At 64.0% G+C, this 20713-nt stretch carries 16 protein-coding genes; 4 read left to right on the top strand and 12 right to left on the bottom strand.

What is annotated here, in order from left to right:
- Window positions 1-3: 3 nt before the first annotated feature.
- Genes ACAX43_RS25240 through ACAX43_RS25210 form a run of 7 tightly spaced genes read right to left on the bottom strand, consistent with a single transcriptional unit; the run spans window position 4 to window position 8949 of the window.
- Window positions 4-753 (bottom strand): electron transfer flavoprotein subunit beta/FixA family protein, encoded by a 750-nt coding sequence (locus tag ACAX43_RS25240; protein WP_370711121.1) that lies wholly within the window; start codon window positions 751-753, stop codon window positions 4-6.
- Window positions 750-2390 carry a GMC family oxidoreductase gene (locus tag ACAX43_RS25235; protein WP_370711120.1) on the bottom strand — a complete coding sequence of 547 codons (1641 nt, stop codon included), beginning with the start codon at window positions 2388-2390 and terminating at the stop codon, window positions 750-752. Before ACAX43_RS25235 ends, ACAX43_RS25240 begins: the two co-directional genes overlap by 4 nt.
- Window positions 2387-3619 carry a CaiB/BaiF CoA transferase family protein gene (locus ACAX43_RS25230; protein ID WP_370711119.1) on the bottom strand — a complete coding sequence of 411 codons (1233 nt, stop codon included), beginning with the start codon at window positions 3617-3619 and terminating at the stop codon, window positions 2387-2389. The genes ACAX43_RS25235 and ACAX43_RS25230 overlap by 4 nt, the downstream gene beginning before the upstream one ends.
- Window positions 3612-5405, bottom strand: a complete 1794-nt coding sequence (locus tag ACAX43_RS25225) for an FAD-binding protein (RefSeq protein WP_370711118.1) — start codon at window positions 5403-5405, stop codon at window positions 3612-3614. The genes ACAX43_RS25230 and ACAX43_RS25225 overlap by 8 nt, the downstream gene beginning before the upstream one ends.
- Window positions 5406-5418: 13 nt before the next feature.
- A complete protein-coding gene (locus ACAX43_RS25220; RefSeq protein WP_370711117.1) occupies window positions 5419-6600 on the bottom strand; it encodes an acyl-CoA dehydrogenase family protein in 1182 nt (393 codons plus the stop codon).
- Window positions 6601-6619: 19 nt separating this feature from the next.
- Window positions 6620-7444 carry an HpcH/HpaI aldolase/citrate lyase family protein gene (locus tag ACAX43_RS25215; protein WP_370711116.1) on the bottom strand — a complete coding sequence of 275 codons (825 nt, stop codon included), beginning with the start codon at window positions 7442-7444 and terminating at the stop codon, window positions 6620-6622.
- 14 nt (window positions 7445-7458) lie between these two features.
- Window positions 7459-8949 carry an NAD-dependent succinate-semialdehyde dehydrogenase gene (locus tag ACAX43_RS25210; RefSeq protein ID WP_370711115.1) on the bottom strand — a complete coding sequence of 497 codons (1491 nt, stop codon included), beginning with the start codon at window positions 8947-8949 and terminating at the stop codon, window positions 7459-7461.
- A gap of 275 nt (window positions 8950-9224) precedes the next feature.
- Between ACAX43_RS25210 and ACAX43_RS25205 the strand changes: the two genes are divergently transcribed.
- The 4 genes from ACAX43_RS25205 to ACAX43_RS25190 all read left to right on the top strand — a co-directional run bounded on the left by ACAX43_RS25205 (window position 9225) and on the right by ACAX43_RS25190 (window position 13949).
- On the top strand, window positions 9225-10250 hold the full coding sequence (locus ACAX43_RS25205) for a TRAP transporter substrate-binding protein (protein ID WP_370711114.1): 1026 nt from the start codon (window positions 9225-9227) through the stop codon (window positions 10248-10250).
- 35 nt (window positions 10251-10285) lie between these two features.
- Window positions 10286-12193, top strand: a complete 1908-nt coding sequence (locus tag ACAX43_RS25200) for a TRAP transporter large permease subunit (RefSeq protein WP_370711113.1) — start codon at window positions 10286-10288, stop codon at window positions 12191-12193.
- 71 nt (window positions 12194-12264) lie between these two features.
- Window positions 12265-12975: a GntR family transcriptional regulator gene (locus ACAX43_RS25195; protein WP_370711112.1), complete on the top strand. Its 711-nt coding sequence runs from the start codon at window positions 12265-12267 to the stop codon at window positions 12973-12975.
- 41 nt (window positions 12976-13016) lie between these two features.
- On the top strand, window positions 13017-13949 hold the full coding sequence (locus ACAX43_RS25190; protein WP_370711111.1) for a D-2-hydroxyacid dehydrogenase: 933 nt from the start codon (window positions 13017-13019) through the stop codon (window positions 13947-13949).
- A 62-nt stretch (window positions 13950-14011) separates the two neighbouring features.
- Here the strand turns inward: ACAX43_RS25190 and ACAX43_RS25185 are convergent, their stop codons facing one another.
- The 5 genes from ACAX43_RS25185 to ACAX43_RS25165 all read right to left on the bottom strand — a co-directional run bounded on the left by ACAX43_RS25185 (window position 14012) and on the right by ACAX43_RS25165 (window position 20692).
- Window positions 14012-14758 carry an SDR family NAD(P)-dependent oxidoreductase gene (locus tag ACAX43_RS25185; protein ID WP_370711110.1) on the bottom strand — a complete coding sequence of 249 codons (747 nt, stop codon included), beginning with the start codon at window positions 14756-14758 and terminating at the stop codon, window positions 14012-14014.
- Window positions 14759-14884: 126 nt separating this feature from the next.
- Complete coding sequence (locus tag ACAX43_RS25180; RefSeq protein ID WP_370711109.1) at window positions 14885-17425, bottom strand: ATP-binding cassette domain-containing protein; 2541 nt, start codon at window positions 17423-17425, stop codon at window positions 14885-14887.
- The gene (locus ACAX43_RS25175; protein ID WP_370711108.1) at window positions 17422-18291 is read right to left on the bottom strand and encodes a branched-chain amino acid ABC transporter permease; all 870 of its coding nucleotides are present in this window, start codon (window positions 18289-18291) and stop codon (window positions 17422-17424) included. Before ACAX43_RS25175 ends, ACAX43_RS25180 begins: the two co-directional genes overlap by 4 nt.
- A 33-nt stretch (window positions 18292-18324) precedes the next feature.
- Window positions 18325-19623 carry an ABC transporter substrate-binding protein gene (locus ACAX43_RS25170; protein ID WP_370711107.1) on the bottom strand — a complete coding sequence of 433 codons (1299 nt, stop codon included), beginning with the start codon at window positions 19621-19623 and terminating at the stop codon, window positions 18325-18327.
- A gap of 172 nt (window positions 19624-19795) precedes the next feature.
- The gene (locus ACAX43_RS25165) at window positions 19796-20692 is read right to left on the bottom strand and encodes an NAD-dependent epimerase/dehydratase family protein (protein ID WP_370711106.1); all 897 of its coding nucleotides are present in this window, start codon (window positions 20690-20692) and stop codon (window positions 19796-19798) included.
- Between the last annotated feature and the right edge of the window lie 21 nt (window positions 20693-20713).

The raw sequence follows: 20713 nt of genomic DNA, 5'->3' as shown, positions 1-20713 counted from the left end.
CCCTTACAGGACCTTGGCTTCGTTCTTCAATTTCTCGACTAGCGTCTTCACGTCCGGCACCATCACGCCCGCCGAGCGCTTGGGCGGCTCGACGACTTTCAGCGTCTTCAGGCGCGGCGTGACATCCACTCCGAGGTCTGCCGGCTTCACCGTTGTCAGCGGCTTCTTCTTCGCCTTCATGATGTTGGGCAGCGTCACGTAGCGCGGCTCGTTCAGGCGCAGGTCAGTGGTCACGACAGCGGGCAGCTTCAGCGAAAGAGTCTCGGATCCGCCATCGACTTCACGCGACACGGTCGCTTTGCCATCGGCCACAACGACCTTCGATGCAAACGTCGCCTGCGGCAGGCCCGCCAACGCGGCGAGCATCTGACCGGTTTGATTCGAATCGTCGTCGATGGCCTGCTTGCCGAGGATGATCAGCCCAGGCTGCTCCTTGTCGACCAGCGTCTTGAGAATCTTCGCGACTGCGAGCGGCTGCAATTCGTCAGTGGATTCAACGAGAATCGCGCGATCCGCGCCGATCGCCATCGCCGTGCGCAGCGTCTCCTGACATTGCGTGACGCCGCACGAGACGGCTACGACCTCAGTCGCCACGCCCGCTTCGCGCAGCCGCACCGCTTCTTCTACCGCGATCTCGTCGAACGGGTTCATCGACATCTTCACATTCGCAACGTCGACGCCCGTGCCATCCGACTTCACCCGGACCTTCACGTTGTAGTCGACCACGCGTTTCACACACACCAGCACCTTCATACAGTCTCCTTCGAGCGTTCCTTCGTCAGGCCCGCCTCGCGCGGCGAGCGAATGATCTGCGCGGCGCGTTCCGCGAGCATCAATACCGTCGCATTCGTATTGGTCGAGGTGATCGACGGCATCACCGATGCATCCACGATCCGCAACCCCGTCATTCCGCGCACGCGGAGTTCGGAATCGACCACGCTCATTTCGTCGTCGCCCATCCTGCAAGTGCCGACCGCGTGATAAACGGTCGAGCCGTTGTCGCGCCCGTATTGCAGCAGCGCTTCGTCACTGGTGGCCGCGCGTCCCGGCACCGTCTCCTCGACGATGTAGCGCGCAATCTCCGGTTGCGCAAAAATCTTCCGGCCGATCTTGAGCCCTTCCACCATCGTGTTTCGGTCGAGTTCGTGACTCAGATACGACGGCGCGATCGTCGGGGAAGCCGCCACATCATTGCTGCGGATATGCACGTGTCCGCGACTCTCGGGCCGCATTTGCCAGACGCCGCATGAGATGCCCGGCTCGGCCTCAAGCACGCCGATGCGTCCCGCCGCGAAACTGCCGGGGGCGATCACGTACTGCACATCGGGACGCTCGGCAAACCGCGTCTGCGCGAAGGCACCGACGATCGCCGCGCTGTACGTCAGCACGCCGGTTCCCGACACCACATAGCGCATCATCTCGCGCGCCAGCGCGAGGCCATGCGAGCGTTCGTTCGCGGTGCCGGCGCCGCGAACGCGAAAGCCCAGTCGCACTACGTAGTGATCCTGCAGATTGCTGCCGACGCCTGGCGACGCAACGCGCGTCTGAATGCCGGCATTCTCGAGCACGTCCCGGTCGCCGATTCCGCTCAGCTCCAGCAGCTTGGGTGTGCCGATCACGCCCGCGCTTATGATCACCTCGCGTTTCGCGCGGATGTCGAGCGGATTGCCGGCGCCCGACGTCGCACTGACGCCGGTCACGTGGGTGCCGGTCATCTCCAGCTTCGACACCTGCAAGCCGGTCAGCACCGTGAGGTTCGGCCGCGCCATCGCGGGCCGCAGATAGGCGCGCGCCGCGCTCGACCGACGACGCCCTTCACGCGTTTGCTGGTAGTACCAGATCGATGGGCCGCGCGTCGTCGAGTTGGGATCGTCGAGAAAATCGAGACCCGCCTGCTGCGCCGCTGCGACCACGGCTGCGCAGATCTCCGGTGGATTCTTCACGCGGCTGACCTGGATTGGACCTTCGGTGCCGCGTTGCGCGCTGCGGCCCTCGGTCCACGTCTCCGCGCGGCTGTAGTACGGCAGGCAATTCGCGAAGTTCCAGCCGCTCGCTCCCGCCGCTTCCCAGCTATCGATGTCCTCGGCGAACGGCCGCACGTACAGCAACCCGTTGATCGCACTCGATCCGCCGAGTCCACGCCCGCGAGGGAACAGAATCTCGCGGCCGCCCGTCTCGGCGCTCGCTTCCGTGTGGTAGCGCCAGGTCACGGTCGGATGGTCGAGCAGCCGCACGAACCCCGCCGGCACATGAATGAACGGATGACGATCGCGCTCGCCCGCCTCGATCAGGATGACTCTGACGTTCGGGTCTTCCGACAGCCGGTTCGCCAGCACGCAGCCGGCCGTCCCCGCGCCGACGATCACATAATCCGCCGTCAGCGTCTTCATGATCTCGCACCTGCCTCGGCTACTTGCGCCGATCGCCTGCCTTCGAGCGCGGCGATCTCGTCGACGCTGAAGCCGAACTCGGCAAGCACCTCGGCGGTGTGTTCGCCGAGCACCGGCGGCGGCCGCCGGTAAGCCACCGGACTGCCGTGGAAATTGACCGGGCTCGCGATGTTCGTGACCGTGCCCGCACGAGGATGTTCGATCTCGACCACCGCGCCGTTGTGCTTGATCTGCGGGTCCTGGGTCAGCGCCGTGTGGTAGTCCTGCACCATCGCGCACGGCACATCGGCGGCGCTCAGGTGGGCCACCCAGTAGTCGGCGGTATGCAGCAGGAACTGCTGCTCCAGGATTGTATCGAGCGCATGACGGTTCGCCGTTCGCGCGGTGTTGCCGATAAAGCGCTCGTCGGTCAGCAACTCCTCGCGACCGAGCGCGCGGCACAGGTTCTGCCAGAATTTTTCGGTAAAGCACGCCGCGAAAAAATAGCGGCCGTCCGAGCCTTGATAGTTGCGATACGGCACCATCGTCGGATGGCCGCTGCCAAGGCGCTCGGGCGCCTTGCCGCTCCTCAGCGTTTCGCCGTCGCGGGGAATCGTGCTGAAAAGCGCCGCCGAAAGAAGCGACGTATCAATGCGCTGCCCAACGCCGTGCCGCTCGCGATGCAAAAGCGCCGCCGAAATGCCGAACGCGAGCAAGGCCGCTGCGCCGAAGTCGGGCAACGGAGCACCGAGCCGCACCGGATTGCCGCCCGCTTCACCCGTCATGTCCATGAGACCGGCGACGGCCTGCACGATCGGATCGTTCGCGGGCCACGCGGCATACGGCCCGCTCTGCCCAAACGCCGACACGCTCGCGTAGACGATTTTCGGATTGCGCGCCTTGACTGCCTCGTAGCCGATGCCCAGGCGCTCGACCGTCCCCGGCCGGAAGTTTTCGACGACCACATCCGCCTGCTCGGCCATGCGCAGAAACGCGTCGCGCCCTTCTTCCGATTTCAGGTCGAGCCGCATGCTGCGCTTGTTCCTGTTCTGCGACAGGAACTGCACGCTCTCGCCTTCGATGAACTGGTTGCCGAGGTTGCGCGACAGGTCGCCTGCGCGCGGCTCTTCCACCTTGATCACATCGGCGCCGAGGTCCGCGAGCAGCACCGTGCCGACGGGGCCGGCGGTCATCACCGTCAGGTCGAGAATCCGATAGCCCGACAATGGGCCAGCTTGGGTCTTATCCATGATTGCCTGCCTCGGAAAGCGATTGTTCGGGGAGTTCGGCGTGCGCGTAATGCAGCGCAGCGAACTTCAGGCGGAACGGATCGTCGGTGCCGCGCGTGATCGTCAGCGCGTGGCCGAAACGGGCGTCGTCGCGTTCGGGGCAATCCGTGCGGTAGTGGCTACTGCGCGATTCGCGCCGCTCGATACACGCCTCGACGATCAGTTCGGCGGTGGTCGCCATGTTGTCAATGGTCAACGCGTCGATCGCGCTTTGCGGCGTCGCCGCGCCGCCTGCCTCGAACTGCTCACGAGCCTCGCGGGCAACCTGCAACGCCTGCTTCAAACCAATCTCGGTCTTTTCGACGAGGCAATGCGTCTGCATCGCGTGACGCAGGCCGGTCGCGATGCGCTGCGCGTCGAAGCCGGCATTGGGTTTGAGCGCAAGTTCGAGACGCGCTGCGAGCGGTGCGGCGTCGGGTGCTCCCGGCGCCGCGCTCTGGCGCGCGAAAGCCGCGGCGCCGACGCCGGCGCGATGACCGAACACCTGGCCTTCGGCGAGCGAATTGCCGCCCGGCCGGTCCGGGCCGCGCACGCCGCCCGCCAGTTCGCCGATCACGAACAAGCCCTCGATGGTGGACATCGCGTTGGTGTCGGTCATCCGCACGCCGCCGTTCAGGCACTGGAACGCGATCCCCACATCGAGCAGATCGCGCTGCGGGTCGAGCCCCTTCGCGCGCATCCACCGCATCGTGTTCGGAATGGTCGCGGCGAGCTTTTCGGGCGGGATGTGCGCGAAGGAGAACTGTACGGCGCGGCGCTCGGTGCCGCGTCCAGCCGCGATCTCTGCCGCAATCGCGATATCGATGTAGCGCGATTCGTTCGAAATGGTGAACGGAAACACCTTCTCGTCCATGACGGCTTCAGGTGCGACGCCTGCCGGCAGATAGTCGGCGAGAAATTCGTGGCCTTCGCGATTGAGCATCTTCGGATGCAGGATGAAGCACGACTTGCTGAAGAGCTGCACGTACGGATGCACCATCGCCGGACCGAACTGATGGAACTCCATGTTGACGAGTTCCGCGCCGTGTCGAAAGCAGATCGCCTGGCCGTCGCCGGTCATTTCGGCCGTCGACACCTGTTGCGAGAACAGGCCGTGGGCGCCGCCGGTGCCCAGCACGACCGCACCCGCCGACACGACGAGCAGCCGCCGTGAGTTGAGGTCCATGCCGACTACGCCGCTGACACGCCCGGTCGAATCGCGCAGCAAGTCGATCAGCGCGACCGAATGGCGCGTCTCGACACCGGCCTTCTTCGCCTCGTCGGCGAGTGCGCCCACGAACGCCTTGCCGGTCTTGCCCTTCACGCCGAGCGCGCGTGCGTAGCTGCCGAAGTCGCTCTGAATCAGCTTGTAGCCGGCATCAGGGTCTTCCGTGCGTACGCGATCGAACGGCACGCCCAGCGCAATCAGATCGGCGATCCGCGCCGGCGCGTCTTCGGCCAGCACGCGCACCAGATCGCGATCGATGAAGCCGCCGGCCGGGCGCATCGTGTCTTCGTAGTGGATGCTCGGGCTGTCCTGCTCGCTGCCATAGCCCGACGCGCCCATGCTCATGATTTCGCTCGCGCCGTGCACCGTGCTGCCGCCCTGCCCGACCGGCGCCTTCGCCACCACGAGCACCTTCGCGCCCGCCTGCGCCGCCGACACCGCCGCCCGCGATGCGGCTCCGCCGCCGCCCACCACGACCACGTCCGCCTGAACCTGATCGACGTCGAAACCGAACGTCTCGAATATTTGAACCAGAGTCACCTTCGCTCTCCGCTTATGACTTCAGCGCGCGTGCAACGATGTTGCGCTGGATTTGATTGGTGCCGCCGAAGATCTGGAACATCTTGGCTTCGCGGAAATGCCGCTGCATCGCGTATTCGGCGGAGTAGCCGTTGGCGCCCATGATCTGAATGCCGTCGGTCGCGACCTGCACGTAGGTATCGGACGCAAAGTACTTCGCCTGCGACGATTCCACGTCGCACGTCTCGCCCTCGTCGAGCAGCCTGGCCGCGCGAAACGCCAGCATGCGGGCCGCATCCACCCGCGTCTGCATGTCGGCGAGCATGTGCGACACGGCCTGGAAATCGACGATCGACTGGCCGAACTGCTTGCGCTCGTTCGCATACCAGCGCGCGAGATCGATCGCCGCCTGCGCGCCGCCGACGCACATTGCCGAGAGGGCAATGCGCTCTTTCGAGAGCACCGTCGTGAGCTTCTTCCAGCCAACATGCAGTCCGCCGACGATGCTGTCCTTCGACACCCGCACGCCGTCATAGACCACTTCACAGGTGCGGATCGCGTGACCGCCGAGCAGGTCGATCGGATTGATCGAGAGGCCCTTCGAGCCGCTCGGCACGAGAAAGAGGCTGATGCCGTCGTGCTTCTTCGCATTCGGGTCGGTGCGCACGGCGGTCAGGATGTAGTCGGCCTGAACGGCGCCCGAGATCCACATCTTGGTACCGTTGATGATGAAGTCGTCGCCGTCGGCCACGGCGTGCGTGGTGAGCGATGCGGCGTCCGACCCCGAGCCATTCTCGCTCAGCGCGAACGCGAGCCACGCCTTGCCAGCGGCGAGCTTCGGCAGGACCTCGGACTTGATGTGCTCGGGCGCGAAGCGTGCGAGCGCGCCGCCGCACATGTTCACGTTCGCGTTCCAGAACCGCGCGAGCGCGATCGTGTGGTACGCGACGATCTCGAGGTAGGCCGCCATGTCGAGATAGCCGCCGATGCCACCGTGTTCTTCCGGCAGCGTGATGCCGAACCAGCCCTGCTCGGCGGCGACATCGACGAGTTCCTGAGGGAAGCGCTTTTCCTCGTCGCAGTGACGGATGTATTCCGGCGACGCGTGGCGCGTAAGCACGCGATTCACCGAATCGCGGAATTCGAACTGGTCCGAGCTCAGATAGGGCTTCAGGTCGCGTCGATTGACCAGGTTTGCTGCATATGCGGGATTCACTTTATCTCCTCCGGCTGACTCAGGATGCTTGTCGTTGCAGGGACGGCTCTTCTGCCGCCCCAAGCGGGATCGATCGCAACATGCTGGAGCGCGCTTTGGCTCCCGCCATCAGGAACGCAAGATCCGAGCCGCTGAGAATGAAGCGCGCGCCCTTTTGCACATAGGCGCTCATCAGCGCTTCGTCGTACACGCCGCCGACGCCCGGCACCTTGCCGTGGCGCGCGCACGCGGCGCACACGGTGTCGATCGCCTCGCCGATACGCGCATGGCCGAGCTGTCCGGTGATGCCGAGTTCGGCCGCGAGATCGGTCGCGCCGACCAGCAGCACGTCGATGCCGGGCACCGCCGCGATCGCTTCAACGTTCGCGAGCCCGTCGCGCGTCTCGATCATCGCGACGACGAGAATCTCGTCGTTGATCGCGTGGACCACGTCGGCGATCGGCAGCGCCTCGAAGCGGACCTGCGGCAGCATGCCAGGAATCGAGCGGCCTCCCGCGGGCGGAAAGCGGCACATATTCGCGACGTGCGCAGCCTGCTCCGCCGTGCTGACGTGCGGCACGACGATGCCCATCGCGCCGGTGTCGAGCAGGCGCGTGGCGTGAAACGGCTCGTGACCCGGCACGCGGATGATCGGCGTGATGCCGCCCACCAGTGCGCCCGCGCAGATTTGCGCGGCGGTGTCGATGTCCATGGAGTTGTGCTCCATGTCGATGAAGAGCCAGTCGAAGCCGCTCGTCTTCGCGATCTGCGCGATATCGACGGTGCGAGCCTGGCGCAGACCCATGCCGAGGGCGAGTTCGCCCGCTTGCAGGCGTGCTTTCGCGTGATTCTTTATGCTTTGCATGATGTGGTTTCCAGTCAGGCGGTGGCGTAGCCGGCGTCGCGCGACTCGTCCTCTGCCAGTTCCAGGTTGATGAATTTGGTGTCGAGATAGTCGCGGATCGCGTGCGCGCCGCCTTCCCGTCCGAAGCCGCTGTCCTTGGCTCCGCCGAACGGCGTTTCCGCCGTCGAGGCGACGAACGTGTTCACGCCGATCACGCCGGCCTGCAGGCGCTCGGCGGTTTCCAGCGTATTGCGCATCGAGCGCGTGAATACGTAGGCGGCGAGGGCGAACGGCAGGCGGTTGGCTTCCTCGATGACTTCGTCGGTGGTCGCGAATGGCGTGAGCGTGCCGACCGGGCCGAACGGCTCGTCGTTCATCAGGCCGATATGCGGCGCCGGGTTGGCGACGAGCGTCGGCTCGTAGAACCAGCCTCGGCCGAATTGCGCCGGGCGCCGGCCGCCGCAGAGAATCTGCGCGCCGTCGCTTGCCGCTTCGTCGACGAGCCGTTCGATCGCTTCGCGGCGGCGCGACGTGGTGAGCGGCCCGAGATCGGTGTTCTGCTCGAGCGGATCGCCGAGTTTCAGTGCCGTCGACCGCTCGACGAGCGCCTTCACGGTCTTGTCGAAGATTGATTGGTGCACATAGAAACGCGTCGGCGATGCGCAGACCTGACCTGCATTGCGAAACTTGCCGAGCGAGGCGAGCTTCGCGAACGCGGCGATATCGGCATCGCGGTGCACGATCACCGGCGCATGGCCGCCGAGTTCCATCGTGACTTTCTTGAGCGTCTGCGCCGACATTTCGACGATCTGCCGGCCGATCGGCACCGAGCCCGTGAAGCTGATCTTGGCGACGCGCGCATCGGCCATGATCGTCGGCGTGATGACGTCGGGCTTGCCGATCACAAGGTTCACGGCGCCTTCGGGGAAACCGGCGTCGGTGAAGCAGCGCACGAGCGCCATCGTCGCGCCCGCCGCCTCGTTCGACGGCCGGATCACGATCGCGTTGCCCGCCGCGAGCGCCGGGCCCATCTTGCGGGCCAGCAGGAGCAGCGGGAAATTCCACGGCGTGAAAGCCGCGACGACGCCGAGCGGCTCGTAGTGCACCAGATAGCGCCCGCCCTTGACGCGGCTTTCATACGACATGCCGAACACGCGGCGCGCTTCGTCGGCGAACCAGTCGATCGATTCCGCTGACGCGTTCGCCTCGCCCGTCGCCTGCGCGATCGGTTTGCCGGTCTCCAGCGTGACGATGCGGCCGAGTTGCGGCGCCCGCTCGTGAATCAGCACCGCCGCGCGCCGCAACAGCGCCGAGCGCTCCCACGGCGTCAACTTGCGCATCGCACGCGAGCCGATCACAGCCGCGGCGACGGCTTGCGTCACCTGCTCCTTCGTCGCCAGCGGCGTGTGGCCGAGCGGCGCTTCGGTGGCGGGGTTCACCGACACCTGGCCGTTGTCCGCCGACGCCGGATGCCAACGCCCCCCGATCAGCAACCCGTGCTCGCGGTAGTGCTCGTGTAATTCCATGCTGCCTCCTGATATGAACCGAGGGCCGATTCGCCAGACGGAATCCGTCGAACTGCCCGGGTGTCGGATGAATGTATTTTTTTGTCTGCACTCTTTTTCTTATATCAACACCTTGACACCTAAGTGTCAACACTTTTAAAGTGTGTGTCAGCGAAACGCGGTCAGTCGCATGCAAACGCGGAAGAGTTCTTGCGATTCGCTTTCGAAAATAACGAACGTGCCGGCGCCGCCGCGCGCGTCCCCGATGCAGCACGCCCTTTCATGGAGCGAGACAAATGAATTCGTATTCCCGTCGTGCCTTTCTTCAAACTCTTGGTGCAGCATCCGTCGCGGCAGGCGCGAGCGTGGTGGCGCCCATGGCTCGGGCGCAGGCCGCGCAATACAAGTTGAAGTACGCGCACAACCTCGCCGTCTCGCACCCGCTGAATATCCGCGCCAAGGAGGCAGCGGACGCGATCAGGAAGGAAACCAGTGGCCGCGTCGACTTGCAGATCTTCCCGAACGGTCAGATGGGCACCGACACCGACATGCTGTCGCAGGTCCGCTCCGGCGCCATCGACTTCCTGACGCAAGGCGGCGTCGTGCTCTCCACGCTCGTGCCGGTATCCGCAATCAACGGCATCGGCTTCGCGTTCAAGGATTACAACCAGGTCTGGGCCGCGATGGACGGCGATCTCGGCGCCCACATCCGCACGGCGATCTCGAAGGTCGGGCTGGTGGCGATGGACAAGGTGTGGGACAACGGCTTCCGTCACATCACCAGTTCGATCAAGCCAGTGCAGACGCCCGCCGACCTGAAGGGCCTGAAGATTCGCGTGCCCGTGAGTCCGCTGTGGACATCGATGTTCAAGGCATTCGATGCCTCGCCGACCAGCATCAACTTCAGCGAAGCGTATTCAGCGCTGCAGACCAAGGTGGTTGATGCCGAGGAAAACCCGCTCGCACTGATCGATACGGGCCGCTTCTATGAAGTGCAGAAATACTGCTCGCTGACCGGCCACATTTGGGACGGCTTCTGGTTCCTCGGCAACGCACGCTCGTGGGGCAACCTGCCGCCGGACCTGCAGGCGATTGTGGCGAAACACCTCAATGCCGCGGCGATCAGGGAGCGCGCCGACGTCGCCGCGCTGAACACCTCGCTTGAAACGCAACTGAAGGCGCACGGCATGATATTCAACAAACCCGATACCCAGCCGTTTCGCGCCGTCTTGCAAAAGGCCGGCTTCTACGACCAGTGGCGCAAAAAATACGGCGACGAATCGTGGGCGCTCCTCGAGAAGTACGCGCAAAAGTTCGCATGAACGCGAACCGTCCAAGAGTGTCTGGAGAACATGTGATGACTTCCCGAGTTCACCCGGAACAGGTATTCGCAAACGAATTCGCTGCGCCCGACCTCCCCGCCGGGTCATCGAAGGTGGTGCGCGTAGGCGTCGCGCTCGAAACGTTCATCAAATGGATCACCGAAGTGCCGGCCGCGGTGCTGCTCGTTGTCGAGGTCGTGCTACTTCTGACCAACGTCACGTGCCGCTATGTCCTGCACGACCCACTCATCTGGGGCGACGAGCTCGCCTCGATCCTGTTCATCTGGCTGTCGATGCTGGGTGCCGTGATCGCGCTGCGGCGCGGCGAGCATATGCGCCTCACGATGTTCCTCGCGAAGATGCCGCAATCGCGCCGAATCTTCGCGGAGACGCTCGGCAATTTCATCGTCATGACTTTCGTGCTGCTGCTCGTGCAGCCAGCCACCCTGTGGGCGATGGACGAGTGGATCATCACGACGCCCGCACTCGGCCTGCCGAACGCGATTCCCGCCGCGGCGATTCCGGTTGCCGCCGTGCTGATGCTCGCGCTAGCGGTCACGCGTCTGCTGGAACGTTCGACACTGCGGGACTGTTTCGCCGCGTTCGCGGTCGTGGGCGGCCTCGCCGTCATCCTGTATTTCGCGCGCAACGCGCTCGCCCCGATGACGGCAATGAGCCTCATCCTGTTCTTCGCTGTCGGCACAATCACGATCATCTGCCTCGGCGTGCCAATCATGGTAGCGTTCGGCGTGTGTACGCTCGCGTACCTGTCGACGGTCACGGCGGCGCCCTTGACGATCGTGGTCAGCACGATGAACCAGGGCATGTCAAGCCTGATCCTGCTCGCCGTGCCGCTCTTCATCCTGCTCGGCGCGCTGATGGAAGCCATGGGACTCGCTGAGGCGATGATCCGCTTTCTCGCATCCCTGATCGGGCACAAGCGCGGCGGCCTCGCCTATGTGCTGATCGGCGCGATGTATCTGGTGTCGGGCATCTCCGGTTCGAAAGTGGCCGACATGGCCGCGCTCGCACCGGGCCTGTTCCCCGAGATGAAGAAGCGCGGCGCGAACGAGGGGGATCTCGTCGCGATGCTCAGCTCGGCGGCGGCGATGTCGGAAACCATTCCGCCGAGTCTCGTGCTGATCACAATCGGCTCGGTGACCGGCGTCTCGATCGCCGCGCTGTTCACGGGCGGTTTCATGCCCGCGGTGGTCGGCGCGATCGCGCTGTGCGCGGTGATCGGGTACAAGAGCCGCAAGGAGCAGTTAGAAGGCGTCAAGCGCGCGTCGCGCGCCGAGATCGGCCGCACGCTCCTCTTCGCATTGCCGGCACTTGCGTTGCCATTCGTGATCCGTGCGGCGGTCGTCGAGGGCGTGGCGACTGCGACCGAAGTCGCGACGATCGGCGTCGCCTATACGTGCCTGGTCGGCTTGCTGCTGTATCGGCGCTTCGAGTGGAACCGGCTGTACCCGATCCTGGTGGAGACGGCGTCGCTGTCGGGCGCGATCCTGATCATCATCGGCTGCGCGACGGCGATGGGCTGGGCGCTCACGCAGTCGGGCTTCTCCGCGCAACTCGCCGCGCTGATGATGGCGGCGCCCGGCGGCAAGTTCGGCTTCCTGGCGATCTCGGCTGTGACGTTCGTGGTGCTCGGCAGTTTCCTGGAAGGAATTCCCGCGATCGTGCTGTTCGGGCCGCTGCTCTTTCCGATCGCGCGCGCGATGGGCATCTCAGACGTGCACTACGCAATGGTCGTCGTGTTCGCGATGGGGCTCGGCCTGTTCGCGCCGCCGCTCGGCCTCGGCTTCTATGCGGCGTGCGCGGTCAGCAAGGTGGATCCGAGCACGGCGATGCGCCGGATGTGGCCATATCTCGGCGCGCTGGCACTCGCTTTGATCGTCATCGTCGCGGTTCCGTGGGTGTCGACCGGGTTCCTGGGTTAAAAGCCGTGCAAAATAGGAACGAAAATGGCATTGATGAGAGCGGCGGCCCAAAAACCGACATGAAACGTGAGATGAAAAGTGAGACAACTGGCGCGATCGACGGCAAGGTGAACGCGCGTGCGCCCGAGGCGATCGCATCGAAGCTGGATGACATTCGCGACCAGGTGCGCGCGATGATCCAGCGCGGCGAACTGCGCCCCGGCGAGCGCGTGAACGAGCAGGCGCTCGCGCATCAGATCGGCGTCGGCCGCAACTCGGCGCGCGAGGCGTTGCGCGCGCTCGAACAGGCGGGACTCGTGCGCATCGTGCCGAACCGGGGCGCGGAAGTGCGGCGCCTGTCGCTCGAGGAAGCGATGGATCTCTACGAGATCCGCGCGGGTCTCGCCCGCACGGCGGGGCGCCTGGCCGCACTGCGCCTGACGGGCGACGAGGAACAGTTGCTCGGCATTCTGCTCGAACAGATGGATGCCGCGGTCGCCGCGCGTGACGGCCGCGAATATCAGACTCTGAACACCGAGTTCCACCGGCAATTGATGGACGCGACCAAGAACCCGCGGCTCATCAAGATCAATCAGGCCGTCGAGGATGAGTTGACGCTGTATCTGCACAAGGGCGTTTATTCGTTCTCTCAGATGCAGCGCTCGGCGAAGGAGCATCGCGAGCTGTTCGAAGCGCTGCGCACCGGACAGGCCGACCTCGCGGCACAGGCGTTCGAAATGCACGTGCAGACCGGCAAGAAGCGCATGCTCGACACGGTTTCCACGAATCCTGCCGATCGTTGAGCAGGCTTTGCTGGCACACGCAAAAGAACTGGAGTCGGTATTTGAAAACCATCGTCTTTCTGGATCGCGCGACGCTTTCCGTCGACATGCCGGAGCTTTCTTTCCCGCACCGTTGGGTCGAATATCCGTCGACTACACCAGAGCAGGTCGTCGAGCGCTGCAACGGCGCGCAGATCGTCGTGACCAACAAGGTGCCGCTGTCACGCGAAGCGCTCGATCAATTGCCCGAACTCGAACTGATCGGCGTGCCCGCCGCCGGGGTCAATCACCTCGATCTGGAAACGTGCCGCGCGCGCGGCATCGGCGTCGTCACGTGCGCCGGCTATTCGACGATCTCGGTGCCCGAGCACGCCTTCGCGCTGTTGATGGCGTTGCGCCGCAATCTCGTGCCGTATTGGCGCGACATATACGCCGGCGGCTGGAGCGGCTCGCCGACGTTCTATGCGGAACTGCATCCGGTCGTGGATCTCTATGGCTCGACGCTTGGCGTCATCGGGTCGGGGCATGGCGGCAAGCGCATCGCCCAACTCGCCGAGGCGTTCGGCATGCGTGTGCTCTTCGCCGACCGCAAGGGCGCAACTGCGCTCCGTCCCGGCTACTCGGCATTCGACGAGGTGCTGCGCGAGTCCGATGTGATCAGCCTGCACTGTCCTCTCACGGAAGAAACACGGCATCTTTTCGGGATTGGCGAATTCGAGCGGATGAAGCGTACTGCTTCGCTCGTGAACACGGCGCGCGGCGGGATCGTCGACGAAGCTGCGCTCGTCGACGCCCTCGATCGCAAACTGATCGCCAACGCCGCGCTCGACGTGCTGGAGCAGGAGCCGCCTGCGCGCGACCACCCGCTGCTGCGCAATCCCAGAGCCGACTTGATCGTGACGCCGCACGTCGCATGGCGTACGCAGGTAGCGATGAACCGGCTGGTGACGCAGTTGGCCGAGGGCATCGAGGAGCACTATGCGCAAGTAGCGTAAGACGGAAAAGATGAGGCATCGAAGTCCTCACAGCGCACATATCTGTTTTGCAGTGCCCATGTTCAATAGGTCGCCCGGCCGCCGGTCAGATCGAAGGTGAAACCTGTCGTAAAGCTGCATGCCGGGCTTGCGATCCACGCAACCATGTCGGCAATTTCTTCGACAGCAACGAACCGCCCCATCGGAATTCTGGCCTTGATTGATGCGATGAATTCTGGCGTCATCTGCTGCTGGAGAGCGGTCTCGGCCATGGTCGGCGCGACACAGTTGACGAGTACGCCCGACTGAGCCAGTTCCTTTGCGATGGACTTGGTATAGGCGATCACGCCGCCTTTCGCCGCTGCGTAAGCGCTATTGTTCGGATTGCCTTCCTTGCCAGCAATCGAGGCTATATTCACGATCCGTCCGTAGCCGATTTCGCGCATCTGCGGAATCGCGACGCGACAGCAGTTGAACACGCCAGTCAGGTCGATATCCAGCACCCGCTGCCACTCGTCGGCGGGATAGTCCCACGTAGGACAGATAGGTCCGTTTATTCCCGCATTATTGACGAGTATTTCAACTCGCGCCGCCGCAGCAAGGGCCTCTGCGAAAGCAGCGCTAACCGACTCAAGGTCAGCGACATTCACCTTCTGTTTGAGCAGCGGTTCGAAACCCGCCACCGCGGAATCGAAATCGGAGAAATCGATATCCCACAAGACAATCCGGCGACCTTCGGAGGCGAGACGTTGCGCAATGGCGAGGCCGATTCCTCGGGCGCCACCGGTGATAATCGCTGTTTCAGTCTTTGGGACTACGGGCGTGGTCATGCGAATTTCGGCCTCCTGAACCAGTTCAAAGTCACAGACTTCAATGCGCGCAATGCACGGCATGCACGTATCGGCTGTGGTCTTAGGCACCGCCGTGACAGTACGGCGGCGCCTTGCACTATTCAATCACGCTGTCCTGGCCTCCGGATGGGACGCCGCGTCCTCATGCATGACGCCTAGCAGCCTTGCCTGCGTGAACTCGTCACGCTCCAGCGCTTGCGCGGTGTCCTGATACGCCACGCGTCCGTTGACGAGAACATAGACACGGTCCGCGATAGGCAAAACCATGTCCGCCTGATGCTCGACGATGATCACACTCGCGCGGTCGCGTAGACGCACCACCGCATCGAGCACCTCCTGCACAACAGCCGGCGCGAGCCCTTCGAACGGTTCGTCTAGCAGAATCGCCTTAGCCGGCGCCATCAAGGCGCGGGCAATCGCCACCATCTGCCGCTCGCCGCCCGAAAGATTCTCGGCACGCGTGTCCTTGCGGTTCGCGAGGCGTGGGAAAAGCGCGTAGATTTCGTCGACGCTCACGCCGCCCTTGCGCGCCGCGAGCCGCAGATTCTCGTAGACCGTCAGGTTCGGGAAGAGCCGCCGTCCTTCCGGCACCATCGCAAGACCGAGCCGGTTGATCACATGGCTCGGCTGGTTGGTGATGTCGTGCCCGTCGAACGTGATCGTGCCGGAATTGACTTGCACGATGCCCGTGGCCGCCCGCAGCGTGGTCGTCTTACCGACGCCGTTACGGCCGAGAATCGCCACCACCTCGCCTTCATTGAGCGTGAGGTCAAGGCCGTCGAGAATCGTGTTGCCACCGTAACCGGCCTTCAGATTCCTCATGGTCAGAAGCGGTCTGGTCGCGGCCGCCCGCACCACGCGCGTAGTCACGCGCTCGGCCATCGGCAGCGTCAGCTTCGAGCGGCCCATGTACGCTTCGACGACTTCCGGATGCGCGGCCACTTCCGCGGGCGCACCATCGGCAATCAGATGTCCGCGATGCAAGACGCTGATGCGGTCGGAAATGGCCAGAACGCGGTCGATATCGTGTTCGATCAACACCACCGCATGATGATTCGCCAACTCGCGCACAAGCTTCGCAACGATCTCACGGTCTGCTTCCGCCAGACCCGCGAGCGGCTCGTCGAGCAGAAGGATCTTCGCCCGGGTCGCCAGCGAGATGGCGATTTCAAGCAGACGCTGCTCGCCATGCGACAGGTTCTCGCACGCCTCGCCCGCCTTCTCGACGAGGCCCACCGCCGCAAGCAGCGACCACGCACGGGCATTCTGCGTTTCAGCGCCATGGGCATCGAGCCACATGCCGAGACGGCCGCGTTCGGCCGCCTGTACGGCCACGCGCACGTTCTCGAACACCGTCAGATTACGAAACACGCTCAGAATCTGGAAGGAGCGGCTCATGCCGAGACGTACGCGCCTGAACATCGCGAGGCGCGTCACATCCTGGCCATCGAAGACGATGCGCCCAGCCGTCGGTTGCAGCACACCTGTCAGCATGTTGAAGAACGTGGTCTTTCCCGCACCATTGGGACCGATAAAGCTGTGCAATCGATAGGGAAACACGTCGAGGTCGATCTTGTCGGCGGTGACCAGCGAACCGAATTGTTTCGACAAACCCCGTACCGAAAGAATCGGGGTATTGGGGTCGACGTCGATACGTGCGCTCCGGTACGGCTCGATGACAGCGGGTCGCGCGGGAATCGTTTCGCGCACCAGCGTCCAGCGAGGCTTTTTCAGAAGGCGCTGCACCAGCCCCTGAATCCCTTCAGGGGAGAAGAACGCGAACGCGATGATGATCGGCGCAAACAGCAGCCACCAATGTTCCGTCAAACCGCTCAGCTTGTCTTCGAGCAGGATGAAGGCAATCGCACCCCACAGCGGCCCAAGGAACTGGTGCACGCCGCCGAGCACGGTCATGAGCAGACTGTCGCCCGCGTGTTCCCAGCTGAGGGTGTTCGCATACGCACCTTGCAGCATCAGACAGAGCAAGCCACCCGCATAACCAATGATCGCCGCGGAGATAACGAAGGAAAACAGTTTCAGGCGATACGTGTCATACCCGAGGCTTGCCGCACGTTGCTCGTTATCGCGCAGCGCCTGCAACGCGCGGCCGAACGGCGAGTGGACCAGCCGCCACAAGGCCCATGCGACGGCCACCACCGTCACGCAGGCGAACACGTGGAATGCCGGGAAGGTCGCGAACATCGGCCGCGGCACATCCTGCAGGCCGTTCTCGCCGCCGGTCACATCGGTCCATTTGAAGGCGATCTCAAAAGCAATCTGCGAGCATGCGAGCGTTAGCAGCGAGAAGTAGAGTCCACGGCGTTTCAACACGATCGCGCCGATCAGTAACGCCATCGCCGCCGTGAGCATGACGCTCAACACCAAGGCGAGTACTTCGTTGTGCACATAGCGTTGCAGTGACACAGCGACGAGATACGTCGACGTACCGAAGAACACCGACGCACCGAATGGCACGAGGCCGGTGTACGCAACCAGCAGATTCACGCCCATGCCGTACAGCGCGTAGATCGCCACTTGCGTGGCACGCTCGAGCGGCGTGCCGGTCAGTGCGAGCAACGCCGAGACGACCATGAGGCAGATCGCGAGCAGCGCGACCGGATGCCGGGATACGAGTTTCAAGTTCATTCGAAGCGCTCCCAACGTTCGCCGAAGAGCCCGCGAGGACGCACGAGCAGCACGATGGCCATCAACACGTACATCGCGACCGCCGAGCCTTCGGGGAAGAATTGCACGGCCAGCGCCGTGACGACACCCACCAGCAGACCCGCCGCCACGGCACCCGCGAAAGAGCCAAGGCCGCCGATAGTGACGATCACAAACGCCGGCATCACAGCGGCCGTCGCCATACTCGGCGTGACGGTCACCAGCGGCGCCGCGAGCAGACCCGCTGTACCGGCCAGCAACGCGCCGAGACCGAACGCACCGGTCAGGACACGCGGCAGATTGATGCCGAGTAAGCCGACCATCTCCGGGTCACGACTGCCGGCGCGCAGGATGCGGCCGTACGGCGTGAATTTGAGGAACCACCAGAGCGCGAGCAGAATCACGACCGTCGTGACGAGCACGAACAGGCGGTACTTCGTCAGCAGGAGCGGTCCATAAACAATGAGGCCCGACAGTGCCTCCGGTGGACTGAATGGCAAGCCGCCCGCTCCCCACACCAGCTGGATCAGCGCGGTCAACAGCAGGGACAGCGCGAACGTGACGATCAGTCCCAGCAGCGGCTCCTTGCCATATAGCCTGCGGATGAAGATGACCTCGATCAGCATGCCGACCCCAGCCACCAGAACGGGCGCGAGCACGACCGCCCACCAGCCGAATTGCGTCGACAGAGCGATCGCGAAATACGCGCCGAGTGCGAACAGCGCCCCGTGCGCGAAGTTGACGATCCCAAGCAACCCGCAAATGATCGAGAGTCCGATCGCGAGCAACACGTAAAGAAATCCCATCACCAATCCATTGGCGATCTGGGACAAGACCATTTCTGCCATGTCCGTACTCCCGGTACCAGCGTGCTTGAAGGATCAGGTCTGACGCGGCGGCATGGCGCAGCCGATTTCCTGGCGCGTTCCGTAGAGCCTGTCGAGATCGGCGGGGTTCTGCGGCACGACCGAGACCCGGTCGAGCCAGTCCCATTTGTCGGCGATGTGGTCCTTGACCTTGAATACGGTCCAGCGACGGACCATCTGGTGGTCCCACGAGCGGTAATAGGCGGGCACAGCGCCGTCGTCCAGTTTGACGGTTTCGAGGCTCGCGGCGATGTCCGCGCCACTCGTGCTCTTCGCCTGCTTGATCCCCTCCAGCAGACCGCGCGTGGCGAACCAGCCAATCCACGCCTTGTCGGCTGGCGGCTTACCGTACTTCGCCGTGTAAGTCTTGATGAAGGCGAGTTCGGCGGGTGTATGGCCGGGTGAGCTGAAGTGCCACGGCTTGCCGTAGTAGCCGGTCGCAGCGTCGGGACTGATCGACCAGAGGTCCGAGTCGCCGATGATCGGACAAGCCACCGGAATCGTCCCCTTGAGGCCCATTTCTGCGTACTGCTTGAGGAACGTCGACAGATCGCCGCCGGGTAGGCCCAGCACGACGACGTCTGGCTTCGACTGGCGGATCTTGAGGATGAAAGAGCTGAAATCGGTGGTGTTCAGCGGCGAGACGTCTGCGCCCGTCATGGTACCGCCCGCCTGCTTCAGCAACTCCGACATGGCGCGCTGGATGTCCTGTCCATAGGCGTAGTTCGCGACCAGGAAGTGCCAGCGCTTGCCCTTTGCGAGGAGCGACGGGGCGAGCGCGCGGCACGTCACCGGCGTCGGCGCGAGCGTACGGAATGTGTACGGGTTGCAACTGCTACCCGTCAGTTCGCGGGCCGCCGCGTTCGGTGCGATATAGGGCACTTTCGCGCGGTTTGCCACTGAAGCCATGGCAAGCGACGTGCCGCTATTGGTGCCCCCGATCACCGCGACGACCTTGTCCTCTTCGACGAGCTTCTGCATATTCTGCTGCGCCGACTGCGGATTGGGTTCGTCGTACCAGACCAGATCGATACGGCGGCCGCGCACCTGATTGCCGGCATCGGCCAAGGCCAGCTTCACGCCGTTCACAATCATCTCGCCCTGTTCCGTCCACACGCCCTGCTTCGCCATCACGAGACCGAGCTTCAGCGGCTGATCGCCCTGCGCCCGCACGAAAGCCGGTGCGGCCAGCACCGCCGCGCCGCTCGCGAGCGTTTTGCCGGCTGCAGACAGCCAGCCGCGTCGCGTCATTCCGCCTGAAGTCCCGGCCGCCTTGTCACCTTCTTTCATGTCTTCACCATGGTCATGACTCATCTGTCTTCCGCTCCTGTTTATGCATCCGGGGGGATCCGGCTAAGTGGGTGTTGCTGTCGATTCCCAGTTTTTTGTGAATATTAATTTTATTTAGAACTGTATTCAACAATCGGCAACCCTTACAGGGTTTTCGTGAATACTCAAAGCTGTGCAAGGACAAGCCGAGCGCAATCTATTGCCGCGTGCGGTAGAACGCGAACGTCTGTCGCAAGCCATCTTCCAGCGGCGTAGCAGGCAAACCGGGAAGCAGGCGATCGAGCGCTGGATCGCACGGAAATTCGGTGGCGATGGGCAATGGCGGCCCGGCGGTGTCGAGGCGAGCGCCGGGCGCCAGAGCGGACAGCTGCTCGATCACGGTATCGACCGAGGCGATCTCCCCTGCCAGCGTGAACACGTGCGCCCCTTGCGCCGGCGCGAAGAGTGCGGCCTCGTACGCCGCGGCCACATCGTCGGCGAATACGAGGCCGGTCGAGCCCGTAAACGGAATCGTGTACGCCTCGCCACGCGCCGCCGCGCGGCACGCGAGACTCGGGCCCGCACTCGACCCGCTTTCCCGTCCCGCGCCATACACGACGAGTGGCCGGAATCCAATACTGGCGAGGCCGCAGTCGTTCCAATACGCGCGTGCCGAGCCTTCGCAGGCCAGCTTGAAGGCGCCGTAGTGCGTCTCGGGATGGGGCAGCACGCCGTCGTCGGGGCCGAAAACGCCGGCGCTGCTCGCATAAAGGACGCTGTGCAAACCCGCCGCGCGCGCGGCGTTGAATACGTTCAGCGTGCCGATCAGATTGATTTGCGCGCCGCGTACGGGGTCGCTCGCGCAACTGGGCGTCAGCACCCCTGCCAGGTGAATGACGTCATCGCAACCTTGCAGCGCGCGCGTCACATCGCCCGCGACGGAAATGTCGCCCGTGACCCATTCGACTTCGCCTGCCTGCTCCGGCGCGAGTTCGCCCAGCAAGCGCGCGTCGCAGCGCAGGTCGAATGCCCGCAAGCTGACACCGCTCGCCAGTAGGCGCCGCATGATCCATGCAGCAAGAAAGCCGCTCCCACCCGTGACCAATACGCGCATCGCTCACTCCTCCCTTGTTGA

Source organism: Paraburkholderia sp. IW21, from assembly GCF_041321145.1.
GTDB lineage: Bacteria > Pseudomonadota > Gammaproteobacteria > Burkholderiales > Burkholderiaceae > Paraburkholderia.
Note: the sequence above shows the minus strand (reverse complement) of the source record. Positions and strands in the feature narration are given on the sequence as shown.